Consider the following 17,322-nt stretch of genomic DNA (forward strand, 5'->3'; position numbering starts at 1 on the left):
AATTCCCAAACGGCTCCTGGCTGATTTATACTGGCTTCACCCTTTGAGCTGCTGACTCCGGCGCTCTTTTCTTCTTCCCTTTCTCCAGTATGTTCAGGATATCTTCATTACGGATGATCACCATGCCGTGCCGGTCATCTGTAATACCTTTTTCCAGTGTGTAAGTATATTCCGGTACATGGTTGTTCATTCGTGTGGGCAGGTAAAGAAAGTCGATGTTGCTTTTTTTCTTAAGCTCCTCTCCTGCTTCCACGATATGCGAGGAAATAATGAACATGCTGTTTTGTTTTGTTGCAAAGCCATTTGTAACGGCAACAGTGGCTTCATGGGCGTCTTTTACATTGGTACCGCGGAACAGTTCATCGAATAAAATAAAAAATGATTGCCCGGAGCTTAACTCTGTCGCCATTTTTTTCACCCTCAGCACCTCCGCATAAAAATGGCTGGCGCCCATGCCCAGGTTATCGGGCAGGTTCACCGTGGTATAAATACCATCCATAACGGAGAAGGTCATCGCTTTTGCGGCGACCGGAAATCCCATATGCGCCAGGTACAAAGCGGTACTCAAGGAACGGAGAAAGGTGGACTTACCAGCCATATTGGCGCCGGTCAGAAAAATCACATTCTGTGCAGCGTTCATCGTAATATCATTGCCAACCGGGTTCTTTAATGCGGGATGATATACGCCTTCCAGTTTGAGTTCGCACAATCCCTTGTCCAACGCCTTTGGGAAAATAAAATTCCTTTCTGTAGCTGTTTTGGCAACAGACATATACACATCCAGGTAGTAGATATAGCCTAACAATTTTTCCACCTTGGGCCGGTCGCTTACCCTGAACAGGGCATCATAAGCCGTAACAGCGCCATAAGACAGTTTTCCTTTGGGTTGTTCTTTGAGTGCAGGTTCAAAAACAGGATCCGCCAGCAACCGGGTAATGGCTTCACACTCCGATGCGTAGGCAGGTATATTTTTTACATCGGGCTGCTCAACAAATTTTTTCGTAAGCCGGATAAGCTCTATTACCGCTCCCACCCCGTTTTGCACCTCTTTTTCACCGAGTAAGGTTGGATCGTTTTTGCTTTTTGCATTTTTTTCCCCGCTGATAAGATACTTCTCCGCCATGTCAAATAACGAAGCATTGTAAGGGAAGGACATGCCCAGCCGCGCAAAATTTTCGATGATGCTGCTGCGCCGGTTGATAGTATCCTTATCAGACAAAGGGCTGCGGAACATCTCTTCCAGTAAGGCCTCGCCGCCCCTGGTGTGCGAGCGGTTATAGATATCATAAATCCCGCTGCCGCTTTTCTTTCCAAATATTCCAAGGTCGTCTATGGTTTGTTCGTCGGTTCGTAACATCTGATGTGTATTTAGTAGAAGTATGCTTATTTGCGTTTCCTGCGGATCAGTAGTATGGTGCCCAGTAGCAGTATCACACCCGGCAGCACCCATATGTATACGATTTTCTGTACACCGGCAATAGCCGCATTGATCTGTAAACGGGTATCTTCCGGTTGTGGACGCGGCGTATAAACAGGGTACTGGTTATAGTTTAACCAGCTATAAAGTGCCCTGCCAACAGAGTGGTCCCCCGTCTGGTTGTTACTCAAAAAATCGGCATCGCCACACACAACGATCCGTTGCTCTTTCCCATGAATGGACCTTGTTAATTGCACCATGGTGGGAAAGGAAGCTTGTTTTATATCGCCTGCCAGCGGGTTAAATGGAGGAAGCGTGGAATCCGCTACCAGGTCGCCCGCTTTCAGCCATACACGACCAGGACTGGTCATAGCCAAGGGCGCCACCTTAAAGGTGCTATCCCCGGCGCAGGAAATTCCCGCAACCCCGCGCATCTGCGTTTGTACTGAATCACGGGTATTATGCGCCTCTAGCATCTTCCGTAAGTACAGCACCAGAGGCTCTTCAGCAAGACCGGCAGCTGTTGCTGTGAGATAGGGCATTACCCTGTCAGGGGTTTCATTATACGTTGGCTGCACCAGCTGCCCATTCATCAGTTGCACGCCGATTTGCTTCAGCAATGGGTTGAGTACATATTGTTTGCCGGGTTCACCGGTGATCAGCATATTACCACCTGCATCGATATAGTTTTTAAGTTTATCATGCACAGCAGGACTCAGGTCCATTTTGGGATCGGCCAGTATAAGTGCCGTAATCCCCTCCGGAATATGCTGCGTGGCAAGGTTGATGGTATCTACGTCAAAGCCCATATTCACCAAAGCATTGCGCGCTATTTTTAACGTGGTATGAAAAGCATATTCCCGCTCCCCTTTTTTATAAATATTGCGCTCAAGCTCGCCGCTTACAAATAATAACTTTGGTACATCTCCATATAATAAATGCCTAAGGGCCGCATTCATGTTCTGCTCATCGGACCATACAAAATTATCTTCAAAAGTGCGCAGGTATTCGGTGCGTCCCTTGTATTTTAATTGCATGATCAGGCGATAGCCCTCCGGTTTAAGATCAATCATCCTGCGCATTTCTTCCGGTGTCTTAAACATCGACAAGTCCATGTCCAGCGATTCTGCAAACTCCGTTGCAATCTGTTTCAGGCTTTTACCAGGAAGCATTTTATACAATGCGCTGTCCGTTGCTTTAGCGTCGTTATCGTAATAGTATTCATACTTAAATGAGATACCGGGCTTAAAGCGTAAGTAGGCTTCCCAGAAATCGCCCAGGTAATTTACATTCCGCACGTCGGGAAGTCCACTAGATACCATGCGGTCTACCAGGTTGGTATACAGCGTAACCTCCAGCGTAGTATCACCCATTTCCTTCAGGAGCTGCTGTGTACGGGGATGTATGGTATTCATTTTGGTGGCGGAGGTATCCCAGTAACCGGTGAGTGCCGGGCGGGAAGTGACATAGCCTATTATAAGGGTTGCCGCAAAAACGCCTGCAAAGCGGCCTGCTTTTATGTACCAGGGTTTAACTTCCCTGCCATTCCTTAGTTTTATCAGTGTAAAGCCAACGAACATCGATGAAACCACTATAAAATAGATGACATCTTTAGTGGTGACCAATCCCTGCAACATTTTCCCGGTACGGTTTTGAAGAGACAGGAAATAGGTAAGGTCCCTTACAAAATCATATTTCTGCCACAGTCCACCGATCCGGCTGAGGATAAAAATGATCGTAAAACTGGCGAGCGCCGATACGATCTGGTAAGTGGAAAGACTGGACATAAATAACCCGATGGCTGAATAAGCACATACAATCAGGTAAAAACCCAGGGCGGCAGAAAACAATATGCCGTAATCAGCATCTTTAATATTAAAAATTCCGGTGATCATAAAAATTCCGATGATCCCTATCAGCAGCAGGCTGTAAAGCATAATACCCAGGTATTTTCCCAGTACAATCTGCCGCAGTTGAACCGGCGAAGAATACAATAACTTAACCGTCCCGTTATTGATTTCCCGGCTCACCAACCCCATAGTGAGCAAAGGGATAAAGAGATACAGATTTCCTATCGCACGGGAGAATATGCCACCCATCAGGAAAACCTTGAGGGTTAATGATTCCGTCGCCATCGATATTCTGGGCATGGGATTGTTTTTCAGCACCATATCCTGGTAAAGTGCCAGGTCATAAACAGGACTCGTATACACGAGCGCACATTGCACCAGGAACACGATGATCAGAAACCATGCAATGGGCGAGTAAAACAGGTACCGGAATTCATTCTTTGCAATTCTAAATAATAACTTCATGGGTGCGCTTATTTATTTCCTTTTTCTCCTGATCAGCAATACAGTGCTCAGGAAGATTAATATACCAGGCAATACCCACAGGTATGCTATTCTTTGTACCGTTGCCCTGGCCGGGCTGAGCAGCAGCATATTGTCGCTGGCATACGGATAGATTGAGTAAAGCGGCATACGGCCATCACTCAGCCACCAGTAGAATGTCCTGCTCACCCAACCCGCGTATGATACCCTGTCGCTAAGAAAGTCGGCATCGCCACACACAATCATCCGTTGTTCCCTGTTATTGATTTGTCGCGTTAGCTGAATACAGGTAGCAAAAGCGTTAAACTGAATGTCGCCTTCCTGCGGACTGAATACCGGGGCAACGGAGTCCGTCACAAATTTTCCGGCTTTTGACCATACGGCTCCGGGAACCGTTGCAAACAATGGTTTTGCGGCAAAGCCGCTATCCGATGAATAAGCAATTCCCATAGCGGAAGGCATCTGTATTTTTAGCGTGTCGTCATACACGCCGTTGGACCATAAACGATTCATCAGCAAGGCGGGTTCTTCATGCGCAATACGGAGGCCTGCCGCCGTCATATAAGGCGTCACCATATCCGGCGCGTTATTATAGCCGGGCTGTGCCAGCTTGCCGTTCACGTACTGAACGCCGGTCTCCTCAAGTACGGGGTTCAAAATATGTTGTTTACCGGGTTCGCCCAGTATCAGCATATTACCTCCCCTGCTTATATAGCTTTTAAGTTTGCTCAATGCAGCAGTGCCTAATTCCATTTTTGGATCGGCCAGTACCACCGTGGTCACATCAGGCGCAATGTCCTGTGTAGACAGGTTAACGGTGTCCACATCAAAGCCGGTATTCACCAATGCCCCGGAATTATCGTTGTTTATTACCTGGAGGAACAACTCCCGTTCTCCACGCTTGTAAATACTACGTTCCAGGTCTCCGCTAACAAAGGCTACTTTTGGCATTTTAACACCACGCAGCCTTTCCAGTGCTACATCGATATTTGCAGGGCTGGGCCATTCGACACTGCCATATGTCCGCAGGAAAACAGCGCGGTCTTTATATTTCAGTTGCATCACAAGGCGGTAACCTTCCGGTTTAAGATCAATGAGCTTGCGCATCTCTGCCGGAGGCTTAAAGGAGGATACATCCACTTTGAGCACTTTCGCTACTTCCCCTGCTATCTGTTCCAGGCTCTTTCCCGGAAACTGTTTGAAAACAGTGTTGGTCGCATCGGTGCTGTCAACGTCGTAATAATATTCATACTTAAAATCGATGTTCCAGTTAAAACGGAGATAATTTTCCCAGCAGCGCTTCAGGTAAATATTGCGCCATTCCGGAAGGCCATGCTGCGCAGCGGCACCAAGTAAATTGGTGTACAGCGTTACTTCAAGCGGACTATCGTCGAATGATTTGATAATTTTCTGTGAGTGCGGAAGGAGTGTATTGATTTGCCCGGCGGTGGTATCCCAATACCCGGTAAAGCGGGGACGCGAACTGATGTAGCCCATCAACAGGCCCACCACGATCACAGCCACGTATCTGCCGGCTTTTACAAGCCAGGGTTTGGCTTCACGCCCGGCCTGCAGTTTTAATAACGTAAAACTGATAAACAGGTAGATGATAATAAGGTAGTAGATCACGTCTTTCGTAGTGATCAGGCCGATCACCATTTTTTCGGTACGTCCCGCAATAGAAAGGAACCAGGTAAGATCTCTTACAAAATCATACTGTTGCCATAAGCGCCCGATACTCATCAGTACAAAAAATACCGTAAAACTGGCGATGGCAGACACAATGGGATAAGTTGTCAGACTGGACATGTAAAAACCGATGGCCGTAAAAGCGCATAACAACAGGTAAAACCCAAACAGTGTCGATAATAGCGGGCCATAGTCGAGCGATTTGATATCGAAAAACCCGGAGATAATAAAAATGCTGAGGATAAGGACCAGCAGCAGGTTATAAATCATCAAAGCAAGATACTTCCCAAGGATGATCCGGCTTAATTTAACCGGTGAAGAGTACAGCAGTTTAATGGTCCCGCTGTTGATCTCGCGGCTGATGATCCCCATCGTAAGAAGGGGCACAAACAAATAGATGCTCTGTAATACATTGACCAGGATACCGTCGCCATCCAGGAAAATACTCGAAGTCCCGGATTGCGTGGCACGCCAAACCCAGTTAGGATCATTGGAATACGCCAGGTGGGCCAGCTTGGCCCAGGTATAAGTGGTGCCGGTATAAAAATACGCGCACATCACCAGGAAAACAATCAGCAGAAACCAGGCTATTGGTGAATAGAACAGGTTACGAAGCTCATTCTTTGCTATTTGAAATATCGTCTTCATTAGTTGCGCTTTATTGTGGAGACTGGGAGGATAGTTGTTTGAAAACATCATCGAGCAGGCCCTTGTCAAGCGCTATCTCTTTTAACTTCCACCCCTGTTCCACACTCGCCGTTATCAGCCGGTCCGAGATATCTTCATGACTGCCATCGAAATAAACCCTCGCTTGTTTGTCCGTCATAAATTCCACCTGGGTAACGCCCTGAATTTTTAACAGGTCGCTTTTCGGCGGAGGGTTGTCCATGCGTAAAAGCATAATTTTCGACTGCACATAATTATTGAACGCATCCATACTGTCTGAAAACACCATCCGGCCCGCCTCTATCATGATGATCTCTTTGCAGAGCAAATTGATTTCGGACAAGATATGTGAGGATAAAAGCACAGAATGATCGATGGCTATTTCCCTGATCAGTTTTCTGGCTTCAATCAACTGGTTGGGATCAAGCCCGTTGGTAGGTTCGTCCATCACCACAAGTTTGGGCTTGTGAATAATGGCCTGCGCAATACCAACCCGCTGACGGTAGCCACCTGACAGGTTTTTGATGAGCCGGGAGCTGAAGTGTGTGATGCCGCAACGTTCCTTGGCTTCTTCCACAGCCGGTTTGATCTTATCATTTTCCATCAGCCTGAGTTGCGCGCAGTAGGTGAGGTATTCGTCGATAGTGAGATCCGTGTACAACGGAGGATTCTGCGGTAAGAACCCGATCTCTTTCTTCGCCGCCTCCGGATGCTTTCTGAGATCAATGCCATTGATATACACGCTTCCTTCCGTTTGATTCAGCACACCGCAAATAATATTCATGGTGGTAGATTTGCCGGCGCCGTTTGAGCCCAGCAAGCCTACTATGCCTGATTGCCCCACCTCAATATTGATGTCGCGGATGGCCCAGGTACTGGAATACCGGTGAGAAAGATTTTCCGTTCTTAAAATGGAAGTCATAAATTTATTCGTTTGACAATTTGCTTGTTAAATACGTTGCGCAATAACGGCGGTTTGTACGGTACAACTAACGGGTCTGAGGACCGCCGGCAGCAGGCGTATTTAATTTATTCAATTCTTCCGCGTGGGCCTGCAGGTTGCTACTCATCATTTGCGCCGATTCCATCTGTAACTGGGCAGCAGTGGTCAGCTGTTTCTTTCCGGCCGATGTTTTGTAAAATGCTGTCAGCACTTCTATTTCTTCCGTACTGTAATATTTTGCGTACAACTTCAGCAGGTCATTTTTGCAGGCCGGATACGACGCGTATTTGATAAAAAAGGCCCGCACTTCTTCCTTCTTTCCAGCCAGTTGCGGCGAACCTGCAGCGGTTTGGTCGGCCGCCACAATAGCTGATTGCTTATAGGCTTCTTCCAGGTTCATCGCAGCAAACAGCTGCTCTATTTTCTGGTACTGTTTTGTATTATCCTGTTGTGCGTGTGCAGCAAATGTTCCGCAGATCATCATAGCGGCCAGTAAGAGTGTTCTTGATCTCATATTTTTTATATTAATTGTTGAATAATTTCTTTTTCTTTAGGCATAGCGAATCCTGTTTCATGAAATGCTCCATGAATTCATTCACCCATCCGGATCAATGACGGCCTTATTTCAGCGCCAGTTTCATTAATTCAGACACACCTGATTTTAAAGGGAATATTGGTTTGCCGTTTGCCTGTTGCTGTATAGTATATAAACTATCAGACTTCACTTTTGTACTAGTGCGATTAAAAAATATATTGTTAAAAACGAAAAATAAAATGAAGAGGGTAACCCCGCCAATATGTTCTTTTATATATTGAACGGCTCTGCCCAGATGGTTCTTAACAGTATGCGGAGAGATCTTCAAATGATGCGCAATTTCATCCCTGGAGAGCCCGCCCACTTTGCTCAGGTGGTATACGGCCTGTTGTTGTTCAGGTAGCCGGGCATATATTTTATTTAAAACAATCCTGTTTTCTTTTTGTACCAAACGCTCTTCCACTTCGGTAGAAAATTCCTGCTGCGATGTACGTAAAGAAGCATATACCCTGGTTTTGCAGGACTCTCTTTTCAAATGTCCCATGGCCAGGTTAGTGGCCACTCTATATAACCAGCCGCCCACATTACCCGGTGTGATTGCCACCCGTTTTTCCCACAACCGCAGGAAAGTTTCCTGTACAATATCCTCCGCTGTTTGCCGGCTCCGGGTGATATAAGTAACAATGGTGAGCAGCTTCGTGGAATAACATCGTACGATTTCATTAAATCCTGCTTCGTCTTCAAAACACATACGATCTGTTCCCGCTTCATTGCCGGGACGTAACTGATTTTCTATCGACTGGTTCATCGTTATCATGACGCTGATTTTACCGTGGGTTCTGTATAATAGCGGGGTTATTAGCAATAATGAGGGGCGAAAAAGGCATCAGGTAACGCGGTGAATTAGCGGTTAATGTGGCCTTCAGCGTAGTGCCGTTATCGGCGAACCTTTGCAGGGTTTGTGCAAAGCGGTTATCCCTGTTCAGCCTTTTCAGATCAAAGAGCCGGAGCCCTCCGTGATAAAAGAGTTCCCTCCTTCTTTCCTCTAATACCGTGGTCAGCACATCTGTACTGCTGTTCAGCGGGGCATAGGTAACCAGGCGGTTTTTTCTAAGCTCATTCACCAACGCCAGCGCTCCCGCTGCATCCTGCTGCCTGGCGAGGCATTCTGCTTTTATCAGCATTACTTCCGGTACGCCAAGGCTATAATCATAGGCTGTTCCACTAAAGGCGAGGCCGTTAATATAAAGTCCCCCATCCGCAAAATTGTTGAGCAACCTTATATCGTTGCTGTCCAGTACGGCACGAAGGCTGGGACTAATATTAAGCCCGGTATGCCGGATGCTGTAGAAATCATAATCGATGCACAGCCTGGCAAGTAATATTTCCGGATTCTTCGACAGGTCGAGCAGGCTGGAAAATGGTGCATAATCCCGGGTATATTTCAGCAGCTGGCTGTTAATGGCTAATGCTGATTGTGCGGCGTTGAGTGCATCGGGATATTTAGCCATGTTCAGATAAATTCTTGCCAGTAATGCATATCCCGCTGCTTTGCCGGGATGCACCACATCCTGGCCCATACCCGGTAAACCCGGCGTGGCTACTGCAGCCGTCAGATCGCTGATAACCTGGTCGTATACCTGTTGTACGGTAGCCCTCACCGGTTGTGCACTGGCATCAGGAAACAATACCAAAGGAACAGCTAGCTCGGCGGCAGCTGTTGCCGCCTGGTAATCTGTTCCATACAAACTGGCTAATTGCAGGTAATACCATGCGCGGTTAATTTGGGCCTGTGCACGGATCACATTTTTCTGTTGTTCGCTGCCTGCTGAACGGCCTATCCGTTCCAATATAATATTCATTTGCAGGATACGGGTATACGACGCGTTGTACATAAAGTCCGCATCACCCGGTTTCCAGATCGATTGTTCCCATAAATAAGAACGCGTATAGGATGAAGCGGCATCGGCAGACAGGTGCGCATCTTCCAGCCGTACATCATCGCTCATGAAGTCGGCCAACAGGTAATTGCATATCGCCATGGAATCATTATTCAGCATCTCTTCAAAATCCCCCAGCGTAGTAGGATTGATGCTGGTAGTGCTGGGACGCACATCAAAGAATTTTTTGCAACCAGCCGACAGGAGCAGGAGTACGCAAAGCGCAGCGATCATCACTGACAGGCTACTATGCCGTAAAAATTTTCTTTTCATATTCGTTCGTTGTCGCTTGTTTAAAATTTCATATTAACACTGAACATATATTGCCGGGGAACCGGCAGCCCTATCTCCCCTGTATTTGCCACCGCCTGGGGATCCACATGCAACCTGTTGCTGGTCCATAAAGCGGCATTCAGCATTTGCAGGGATACCGTAAGATCTTTGATAAAATAACGCCGCAGTATTTCGCCGGATAACACCTGCCAGCCTATCTGCACTTCCTGCAAACGGATATTGTCTGCAGACATAATACTGTTCGATGAGTTCTGGATAATGAATTTCCGTGTACTGCCTTCATCTGCATTTCCCGACATGGCCGCGATATCTGTAAAGGCCTCGTCTCCCGGTTTCCGCCAGCGGTCGCGGATCAGGAGACTGTTGTCAGCCGTTCTGGAGGGAGACGGCAGGTATTCCCGCATCACGTGACCAAAATTCAGCAGCAATGTTGCTCTCAGGAAAAACCCTTTATAGTCCCATTCCTGTATAAGGCCACCTGTAAAAGGCGCGCGGGTAACCCCGCTGTACACCAGCGAGGAAGCCAGCGTAGCGCTGTCGGGGCTGGCTGTCTTCTGCCCTTTGGCGTCATATATCATGGGGCTTCCCGTAGCATCCAGTCCGGCCCAGCGATAACTCCAGAGGTTCTCTGTGCTGTAACCGTTGCGATAGTCCGTTAAATAACGAGCGGATTGTGAAAAATTCACCAGCGGCACTTTTTTCGCAATATTCTTATTATAGGCGCCATTGAGCGTAATCACATACTTAAAATCTTTCTGCTGCAATACTTTTATTTGCAGGTACATCTCTACTCCTTTTTTTACTATCTCACTATAACTGATTTTTGTTCCTAAGCCGGTAGAAGGATCGGTAGGAACCGGGATAAAATTATTGAGCCCCGAAGTGTTTGTCTGGTAATAGCGGAAGTCGAAAAGATAACGGTCATTGGCTAATCCCAGCGTTGTATGCGCTTCCAGGTTTCTTATTGTTGGCGGAAGCTGCCCGAAGTTGCTATTTACAGCCATCGTAAATCCGCCGCCGGATAACGGCGCATTGGTGCCTGTCATTATTTCCATGCCTTGAAAACCACTGATATTTTGCAGGGTAAAATCCGCCATTAATTTGCTGATAGCGCCGGCATGAAAATAAGATTCCCTGCCGATGTCATAAGCAACCCTGATATTTGTTTGAGGATTCCCGTCCAACGAATAGCCATAACCCGCATATAAATGCAGGAGCCCTTCTCTCAGTCTCACCCGTGCGTTTGCGCCCACATAATTCTTTATTTCAAGGCCATTGGTGCTTTTATCTCCGCTATTATTATTGATGCGTAAGCTGTTGTAGCTGATATCAAAAGTATAACGGTCGTCCAACAGGCCTATCCCGAGTTTCTCATACACGTTGTACGAACTTTGTCCGCTTTGCTGGGGCAGGTTAAAACGGGTTACCCAAACGCCATAGTTATTCCAGTTGCTCTGACGGTTACGCTGCGCGGCAATTTGCGTGGATAAACCGGGTATGCTGATTCCGTTTACGCCGGCCGACAGTGCTACGTTACTGACCCAGGAAGGAGCCTGAAAAAAATGGTTCCTGCTTAACCGCCAGGTGGCATCCGCGGAATAGTTAGTAAGGTTGGTATAGGGATGCGGATTGCCATAGTCAGGATTTAATGTTGTATTGTACTTGCCGCTCAGTATATAAGTACCGTCATAGGAATAAGAAAAGCTGCCGTTCCAGTTGAGCCCCCGTGAGATAGTAGTATCGCCTGCCTGCGGCGTTAGTAATGTATTCGGATAAACCATTCTGCCATAGGTACCTTCCCAATACCTGTCGGGCAGGCTGAATAAATTGAGGACACCTGCAGTAGGGTCGGGCGATGGCAACTGCACGGCCTGGCCCTGGCGGGTTTGTTTATTATAACCATAAATGGACGTATAGGAAGGACTGCGTGATGCATTACCAAAACCGCCGCCACCCAGTGTTACAGCAAGGCGGTGCTTCCCGAAACTTTTATCAAACAGCAAGGCGGATCTCAGATTCCATTCCCTGTTTTTTAAAGATGGCTTTTGCATAATGCCCCCACGGGGCACATAAAAATCGATGCCGGTAAGGGCGCCGAAGTCGTCGAACACAGGGCTGCCGTATTCATTTACCAACTGCCTCGCCCCGCTGGAAGCTGCGTCCTGCAGGTCCTCTGTTCTGCCATTCAGCAGATCATATTGCAGTGAAGTGGACCACCGGAGAGAGGGCAGGATATCCCAGTCGGTAGTCAGCCTCGACTGCACCTGGAGGTTTTTGCTGATCTGGCTGTTTATCCGAGCATCCTCCAGCATATTGGCGCCATGATCTTCATACCCGTATTTCTTAAGGGCGGTATTGGCATCCGGGTTAAAGGAAGAATAATCGTATACATACTTTCCGGTTTCCGGATCAACAAGCAGCTGGTAAGGTTGCAGGTTGCGGAAGTCGGCGTTGGCCCCGGTCCTGGCTGTAGTTTGAGCAACATTCACATACCATTGCGCGCGCAGTTTATTCTTAAATAATAAGAAGTCGTTGTTCATATTCAGGCTGAAGGTCCGGCCATAATTGTCCAGGGCGCTGCTACGGTCGGTGTTGTAAATACCGGCAGCCCTGAAGCGCCAGGCATTGCTGCCTCCTGAAAGGGTAAGCATCTGGTTTTGGTTAAAGGAATTTTGTTGCAGCAGCTTTAACTGGCTTTCATTGGATAGCCTGGCCAGCGAATCCAGTTGGGTGTTATAGTCATGCTCAGACAGTGTGCCCAGCTGCCAGCCATAAAATATACGCTCAGCAGGATTGAGACTAAAAGCTACACGTGGATCATTTTTATTTGCCAGCACCATAAACCCCGAATCTGATGCAGACCTTAAATAGTCGATCATATCGGCGGAAGAAGCCAGGCGTAGTTTACTGCGGTTAAACCGGGGCGCCGCTGCATAACCGAAGTTGGAACTATAACTGAGCTGCAGTTTTCCCTTCACGGCGCGCTTGCTGGTGATCATAATGATGCCACCGGTGGCGGCAGGTCCCCATTTGGTCAGTTCTTCGGGGTCTTTGATCACCTTCACCGATTCTATATTGGTCATCGGGTAATTGGCAGGAAAACCATCCTGCGGAAAACCATCAATGATGACCAGCATACCCGACGTGTTCCCACTAAATCCACTTACGCCTCTTAATTGGGGAACCAGGCCATTACTACCAACGGAAGTGCTGTAATTAAAACGAATGCCATCCACACCTTTCATAGAATTGATCCACGAATCAAAGGTTGGATAACCGGTCGACGAATAGATGCTCTGATATTGATTATAGTGTGCCCGTAAAGCTTCAATAGTGGGTGTGTAAGTACCTGTTATGGGTACTCCCCGCCCGGTAAAGTCGATGGACTGCAATGTTTGCTGACTCTGGGAAGAATTTTGCAAAGTGAGGCCGGGGATACTGCCCTGTAACAACTGCCCGAGGTTCAGGTGCGTCCGGTGGGTCATGTCGATGGTATCCGTAAAAGGTGTCCTTTTCCGGCTCATGTCAATGTCGTCAATCACCACGGCATTCATTTCTATGGGCGCCACTTTCATCGTTATTTTCAGGCTCACTTCACCATTGTACCGAACTTCCACATTCCTGTGCCCGATGGCGCTGAATATAAGCTTGTCGCCTTTTTGCCCATATATTTGAAAGGTGCCGTCGGCATTGGTAACGGAAAATGTTTTCTGGTGCGACCCGCCGGATATGCTGGTAACAGTTACACCTTGCTTAGGAATGCTAATGGAATCAACCACCAGTCCTCCAATCAGGATATCTTCGTCCGGCGACGCCGCCGGCGATGCCTCCCTGCCCTCTTCTGATCCTACAGATTTTCTTTTAATGCCAATGTTATTACCGGAAATAATGTAAGATAATGGTTGGTTTTTCAGGCAAATTTCAAGAACATCACGGATCCCGGCATTGCTCACCTGGATGCTTACGGGCGCTGTTTTATCCAGCACACCTTTCTCGTAAAAGAAGATATAATCCCCTTGTTTTTTGATAAGATTGAATATCTTTTTTAAGGGCGCATTCTTTTCATTCAGCGTAATCTGTTGCGCCGCTGCTATAGTACTTGCGAATACGCCCGCAAATAACAATACTGATACCGTAATCGTCTTTAGCAGAAAAATCTTCGTCAGCTTTTTGTGATGTGTAAAAAATACAGGGACCTGTAATGAATAAAAATTCATAGTTTTGAACTGTTTTGGGTTCATAATTAAATTACTTTTTCAAACGCCTTGTTGGAAAAAGGGTTGCCCAAAGCCTTGCCGGATGCGCCGCGAACGCTTCCGGCTTTTTTTTGCAAGCCTTTTGGTTGATATTAGTTATTCACATGACTAAAAAAATACTTTCGGATTATCCGTGTTGCCGGCGAAGGGAACGGCCACGGGATATGCTATGGTTTTACGACAATCTTCTTCCCTTCTACTACAAAATTTACATTGGCAAATTCCAGTACCTTTAAAAGTTCCGCCAGGCTGGATTTGCGGGAGATGCCTCCGGCGAATTGTCTTTGAGGAATGTTCCCTTCAAAAACAACATCTACATTGTACCAGCGGGATACCTGCCGCATGATGGTTTGGATGTCGGCATTTTCAAAAACGGTGTACCCGTTTTTCCAGGCAATCACATCTTCCACATTCACCTGTTCAATGAGCCTGAGCGTATTATTTTTTTCTAACAGCGCCTGCTGGCCCGGCGCAAGTATTTTCACCTGGTTGCCGGCGTTCACTTTTACCGCGCCTTCCAGTAGTGTTGTTTTAGCATCGGGCTCGTCGTTGTAAGCATTAACATTGAAATGCGTCCCTAATACGGCTATATTCATTTGGTTGACCTGTACATTAAACGGTTTACCGGGATCTTTCGCTACTTCAAAATATGCTTCTCCCGTAATGGCCACATCCCGCTTCCTCCCGGTGAAAACCGTTGGATATGTAATGGAAGAAGCCGCGTTCAGCCATACATTGGTGCCATCCGGCAATTGCAGCTTGTATTGCCCTCCCCGTGGCGTTGACAGCGTATGATACTCTGCCTCATTGGCTTTTCCCTCGTAATTCAGCGTACCGCTGTCGTTGTTCACTTTAAAATTGCCATGCTGAACAATATTACCATGCGCACTATCCAGGGTGATCTCCTGCCCATTGGCCAGCTTCAGTACGGCGCGATTGCTACCCGGCGGCACATCCGCCATGGCTATTACCGGTGGACTCACCTTTGCATTGCCGGCGCGATAAAACCACCACCCTGCTCCCAGCAGTATGGCAAGCATTGCGGCTACTGACCACCATCTTCTGAAAAGAGGTACTACCTTCGTCTCTTTCTCTACCTGCGGATACTTCAGGATGCTATCCAGTACCGGCTGCCACTTTTCAGAAGTAAACGCTTTATCGGCAACGGCATCCGTAAATGCAGGCGCCAGCAGGGCATACCAGTCTATCTCAGGCCGGGAGTCGATGATGTCCAATAGCTGTATCCTCTCCTCTTCTGTGGACAGATCATTTATATATCGTTCTAACAACTGTTTTATATGGTCTTCCTGTATCACAGTATACGTTTTGTCCCGGTCCGGCCAGGTCGTTCTTAGTAATAGACACCAAAAATGATTACCGGTACTCCTCCGGAATAAAAAAAAATTTAAGCGTAATACATAGGAAGTGTTTGTTGCAGCAACCGGCAGGTGGTGGGCATTGACCGGTGATAGCAGGGCGTTAATGCGTGATGATCTCTATAAAAAAGATACCCGCTATTAAAGTGCCCTGGTCCTTTAGTATAGATTCCTGTATGTGGCGTAACGCAATACGCAGTTGGTTCTTTACAGTATTTTCTGAAATCTGGAGCAGGTCGGCAATTTCTTTCCTGGATAATCCCTTTTCCCTGCTTAACTCATATATCCTGCGGCGTTGCCCGGGTAGCCCGTCTACCGCTTTGTGGATGGATTTTCTCAGTTCCTGTACAGTAAGCTGTTCGTCCGCGGTAGCATCATGACCCGGCACATCCAGGTACATATCCTGTAATACATGCGCCTCTGTTTTGTTACGTTTCAGGTGATTGATGGAAAAATTGGTGGCCATGCGGTAAATATAGCCGGAGAGATTGGTAACAGCGGTGAGCCCTTTTCTATTTATCCAGAGCTTCAGAAATACTTCCGCTACCACATCTTCAGCAGCAGCTTCCTCTTTTACTATTTTAAGTACAATGGGATGAATAATAGCCCCGTAATGGTAAAACAGGCGGGTAAAGGCCTCTTCGTCTCCTTCTGAGATCTGTATAACTAACTTCTCTTCATCATATGAAAAAGTACCCGGCAGCAAAGTGGCTTAGATGTTGAGATAACAAGATAATCCTTTGCCGGAAAATATCAAACTAATTTTATCGGCGCCGGCAAATGAAAAAGCGTGATACCATCCGGAAGAAGGTATCACGCTTTTTCATCGCTGTGGCACTAATATCTTACTATATTATGATTTGATAAAGGCCAGCAGATCCTTGTTGATCGTGGCCGCTTCTGTAGTGGGCATACCATGAGGGAACCCCGGATAGGAAATGAGCTTTCCATGCTTTAACAGGCCCACTGCTTTTGCGCCTGAAATGGGAAACGGAACGATCTGGTCATCTTCACCATGCAGCACCAGCACGGGAATGTCTACACTTTTAAGATCTTCTGTAAAATCTGTTTCAGAGAATGCCTTCACGCAATCGTAATGCGCCTTGATGGCTCCCATCATACCCTGGCGCCACCAGTTATCCCTCACGCCCTGCGATATCTTTGCCCCTTCACGGTTGTATCCATAAAATGGCAGCGTAAAATCCTGGAAGAACTGCGGGCGTTGTGTGGCCGTATTTTTTCTGATATCATCAAATACAGACATCGGCACGCCGTCGGGGTTACCGGCTGTTTGCACCATCAGGGGCGTTACCGCGCTGATGAGCACCGCTTTTGCCACACGGCCTTTACCATATTTCGCAGCATAACGGATTACTTCCCCGCCGCCGGTAGAGTGACCAACGTGGATGGCATCTTTTAAATCAAGCGCCTTGGTAAGCTCCGCCACATCGGCGGCATAGGTATCCATGTCATGGCCGGTGGCGGTTTGACTGGATCTTCCATGACCTCTCCGGTCATGCGCAATAACCCGGTAGCCCTGCTCCAGGAAGAACATCATTTGCCCGTCCCAGTCGTCGCCGGACAAAGGCCAGCCATGATGAAATACAATGGGCTGGCCCGTTCCCCAGTCCTTATAATAAATTTCAGTACCATCTTTTACGGTGATTTTACTCATGTTGTTTGGCTTTATTTATTTGGTTAAAAATTTTTCAGATGTCATCAATTTAAGCTTGTTTAGCCGGCATTCATTCCTGCTAACAAAGATTTAATAGATGTTGTTCGTCTGAAAAACAAAAAATTATTCCGCTGATCTGTATCATGCTTCTTCTCCATTTTACATTATTTCTGAAAAATATTTGGGTAACTCAAAAGT

Annotated in this window: 11 protein-coding genes; all 11 read right to left on the reverse strand. The window is 47.1% G+C overall.

Annotated features, from left to right (window positions below):
* Nucleotides 1-25 precede the first annotated feature (25 nt).
* The 11 genes from ACLHR0_RS16120 to ACLHR0_RS16170 all read right to left on the reverse strand — a co-directional run bounded on the left by ACLHR0_RS16120 (nucleotide 26) and on the right by ACLHR0_RS16170 (nucleotide 17,124).
* On the reverse strand, nucleotides 26-1,357 hold the full coding sequence (locus ACLHR0_RS16120) for a MutS-related protein (RefSeq protein WP_436487893.1): 1,332 nt from the start codon (nucleotides 1,355-1,357) through the stop codon (nucleotides 26-28).
* A gap of 26 nt (nucleotides 1,358-1,383) precedes the next feature.
* A complete protein-coding gene (locus tag ACLHR0_RS16125) occupies nucleotides 1,384-3,732 on the reverse strand; it encodes a Gldg family protein (RefSeq protein ID WP_436487895.1) in 2,349 nt (782 codons plus the stop codon).
* Nucleotides 3,733-3,744: 12 nt separating this feature from the next.
* The gene (locus tag ACLHR0_RS16130) at nucleotides 3,745-6,087 is read right to left on the reverse strand and encodes a Gldg family protein (RefSeq protein WP_436487897.1); all 2,343 of its coding nucleotides are present in this window, start codon (nucleotides 6,085-6,087) and stop codon (nucleotides 3,745-3,747) included.
* A gap of 10 nt (nucleotides 6,088-6,097) precedes the next feature.
* A complete protein-coding gene (locus tag ACLHR0_RS16135) occupies nucleotides 6,098-7,027 on the reverse strand; it encodes an ABC transporter ATP-binding protein (RefSeq protein WP_436487899.1) in 930 nt (309 codons plus the stop codon).
* A gap of 67 nt (nucleotides 7,028-7,094) precedes the next feature.
* Entirely contained in the window at nucleotides 7,095-7,562 is a 468-nt protein-coding gene (locus tag ACLHR0_RS16140) for a DUF2059 domain-containing protein (protein ID WP_429049229.1), read from the reverse strand.
* A gap of 106 nt (nucleotides 7,563-7,668) precedes the next feature.
* Nucleotides 7,669-8,400, reverse strand: a complete 732-nt coding sequence (locus ACLHR0_RS16145; RefSeq protein ID WP_436487902.1) for an RNA polymerase sigma factor — start codon at nucleotides 8,398-8,400, stop codon at nucleotides 7,669-7,671.
* A 10-nt stretch (nucleotides 8,401-8,410) separates the two neighbouring features.
* Nucleotides 8,411-9,796, reverse strand: coding sequence for a RagB/SusD family nutrient uptake outer membrane protein (locus tag ACLHR0_RS16150; protein WP_436487904.1), 1,386 nt, complete (start codon nucleotides 9,794-9,796; stop codon nucleotides 8,411-8,413).
* A gap of 20 nt (nucleotides 9,797-9,816) precedes the next feature.
* On the reverse strand, nucleotides 9,817-14,034 hold the full coding sequence (locus tag ACLHR0_RS16155) for a TonB-dependent receptor plug domain-containing protein (RefSeq protein WP_436487906.1): 4,218 nt from the start codon (nucleotides 14,032-14,034) through the stop codon (nucleotides 9,817-9,819).
* A 206-nt stretch (nucleotides 14,035-14,240) separates the two neighbouring features.
* Nucleotides 14,241-15,389 (reverse strand): FecR family protein, encoded by a 1,149-nt coding sequence (locus tag ACLHR0_RS16160; protein WP_436487908.1) that lies wholly within the window; start codon nucleotides 15,387-15,389, stop codon nucleotides 14,241-14,243.
* A 163-nt stretch (nucleotides 15,390-15,552) separates the two neighbouring features.
* Nucleotides 15,553-16,155, reverse strand: coding sequence for an RNA polymerase sigma factor (locus ACLHR0_RS16165; RefSeq protein ID WP_436487909.1), 603 nt, complete (start codon nucleotides 16,153-16,155; stop codon nucleotides 15,553-15,555).
* A gap of 147 nt (nucleotides 16,156-16,302) precedes the next feature.
* Nucleotides 16,303-17,124 (reverse strand): alpha/beta fold hydrolase, encoded by an 822-nt coding sequence (locus tag ACLHR0_RS16170; protein ID WP_436487911.1) that lies wholly within the window; start codon nucleotides 17,122-17,124, stop codon nucleotides 16,303-16,305.
* Between the last annotated feature and the right edge of the window lie 198 nt (nucleotides 17,125-17,322).

It is taken from the genome of Chitinophaga sp. ARDCPP14 (genome assembly GCF_051362515.1).
In the GTDB taxonomy this organism is placed as follows: Bacteria; Bacteroidota; Bacteroidia; order Chitinophagales; family Chitinophagaceae; genus Chitinophaga.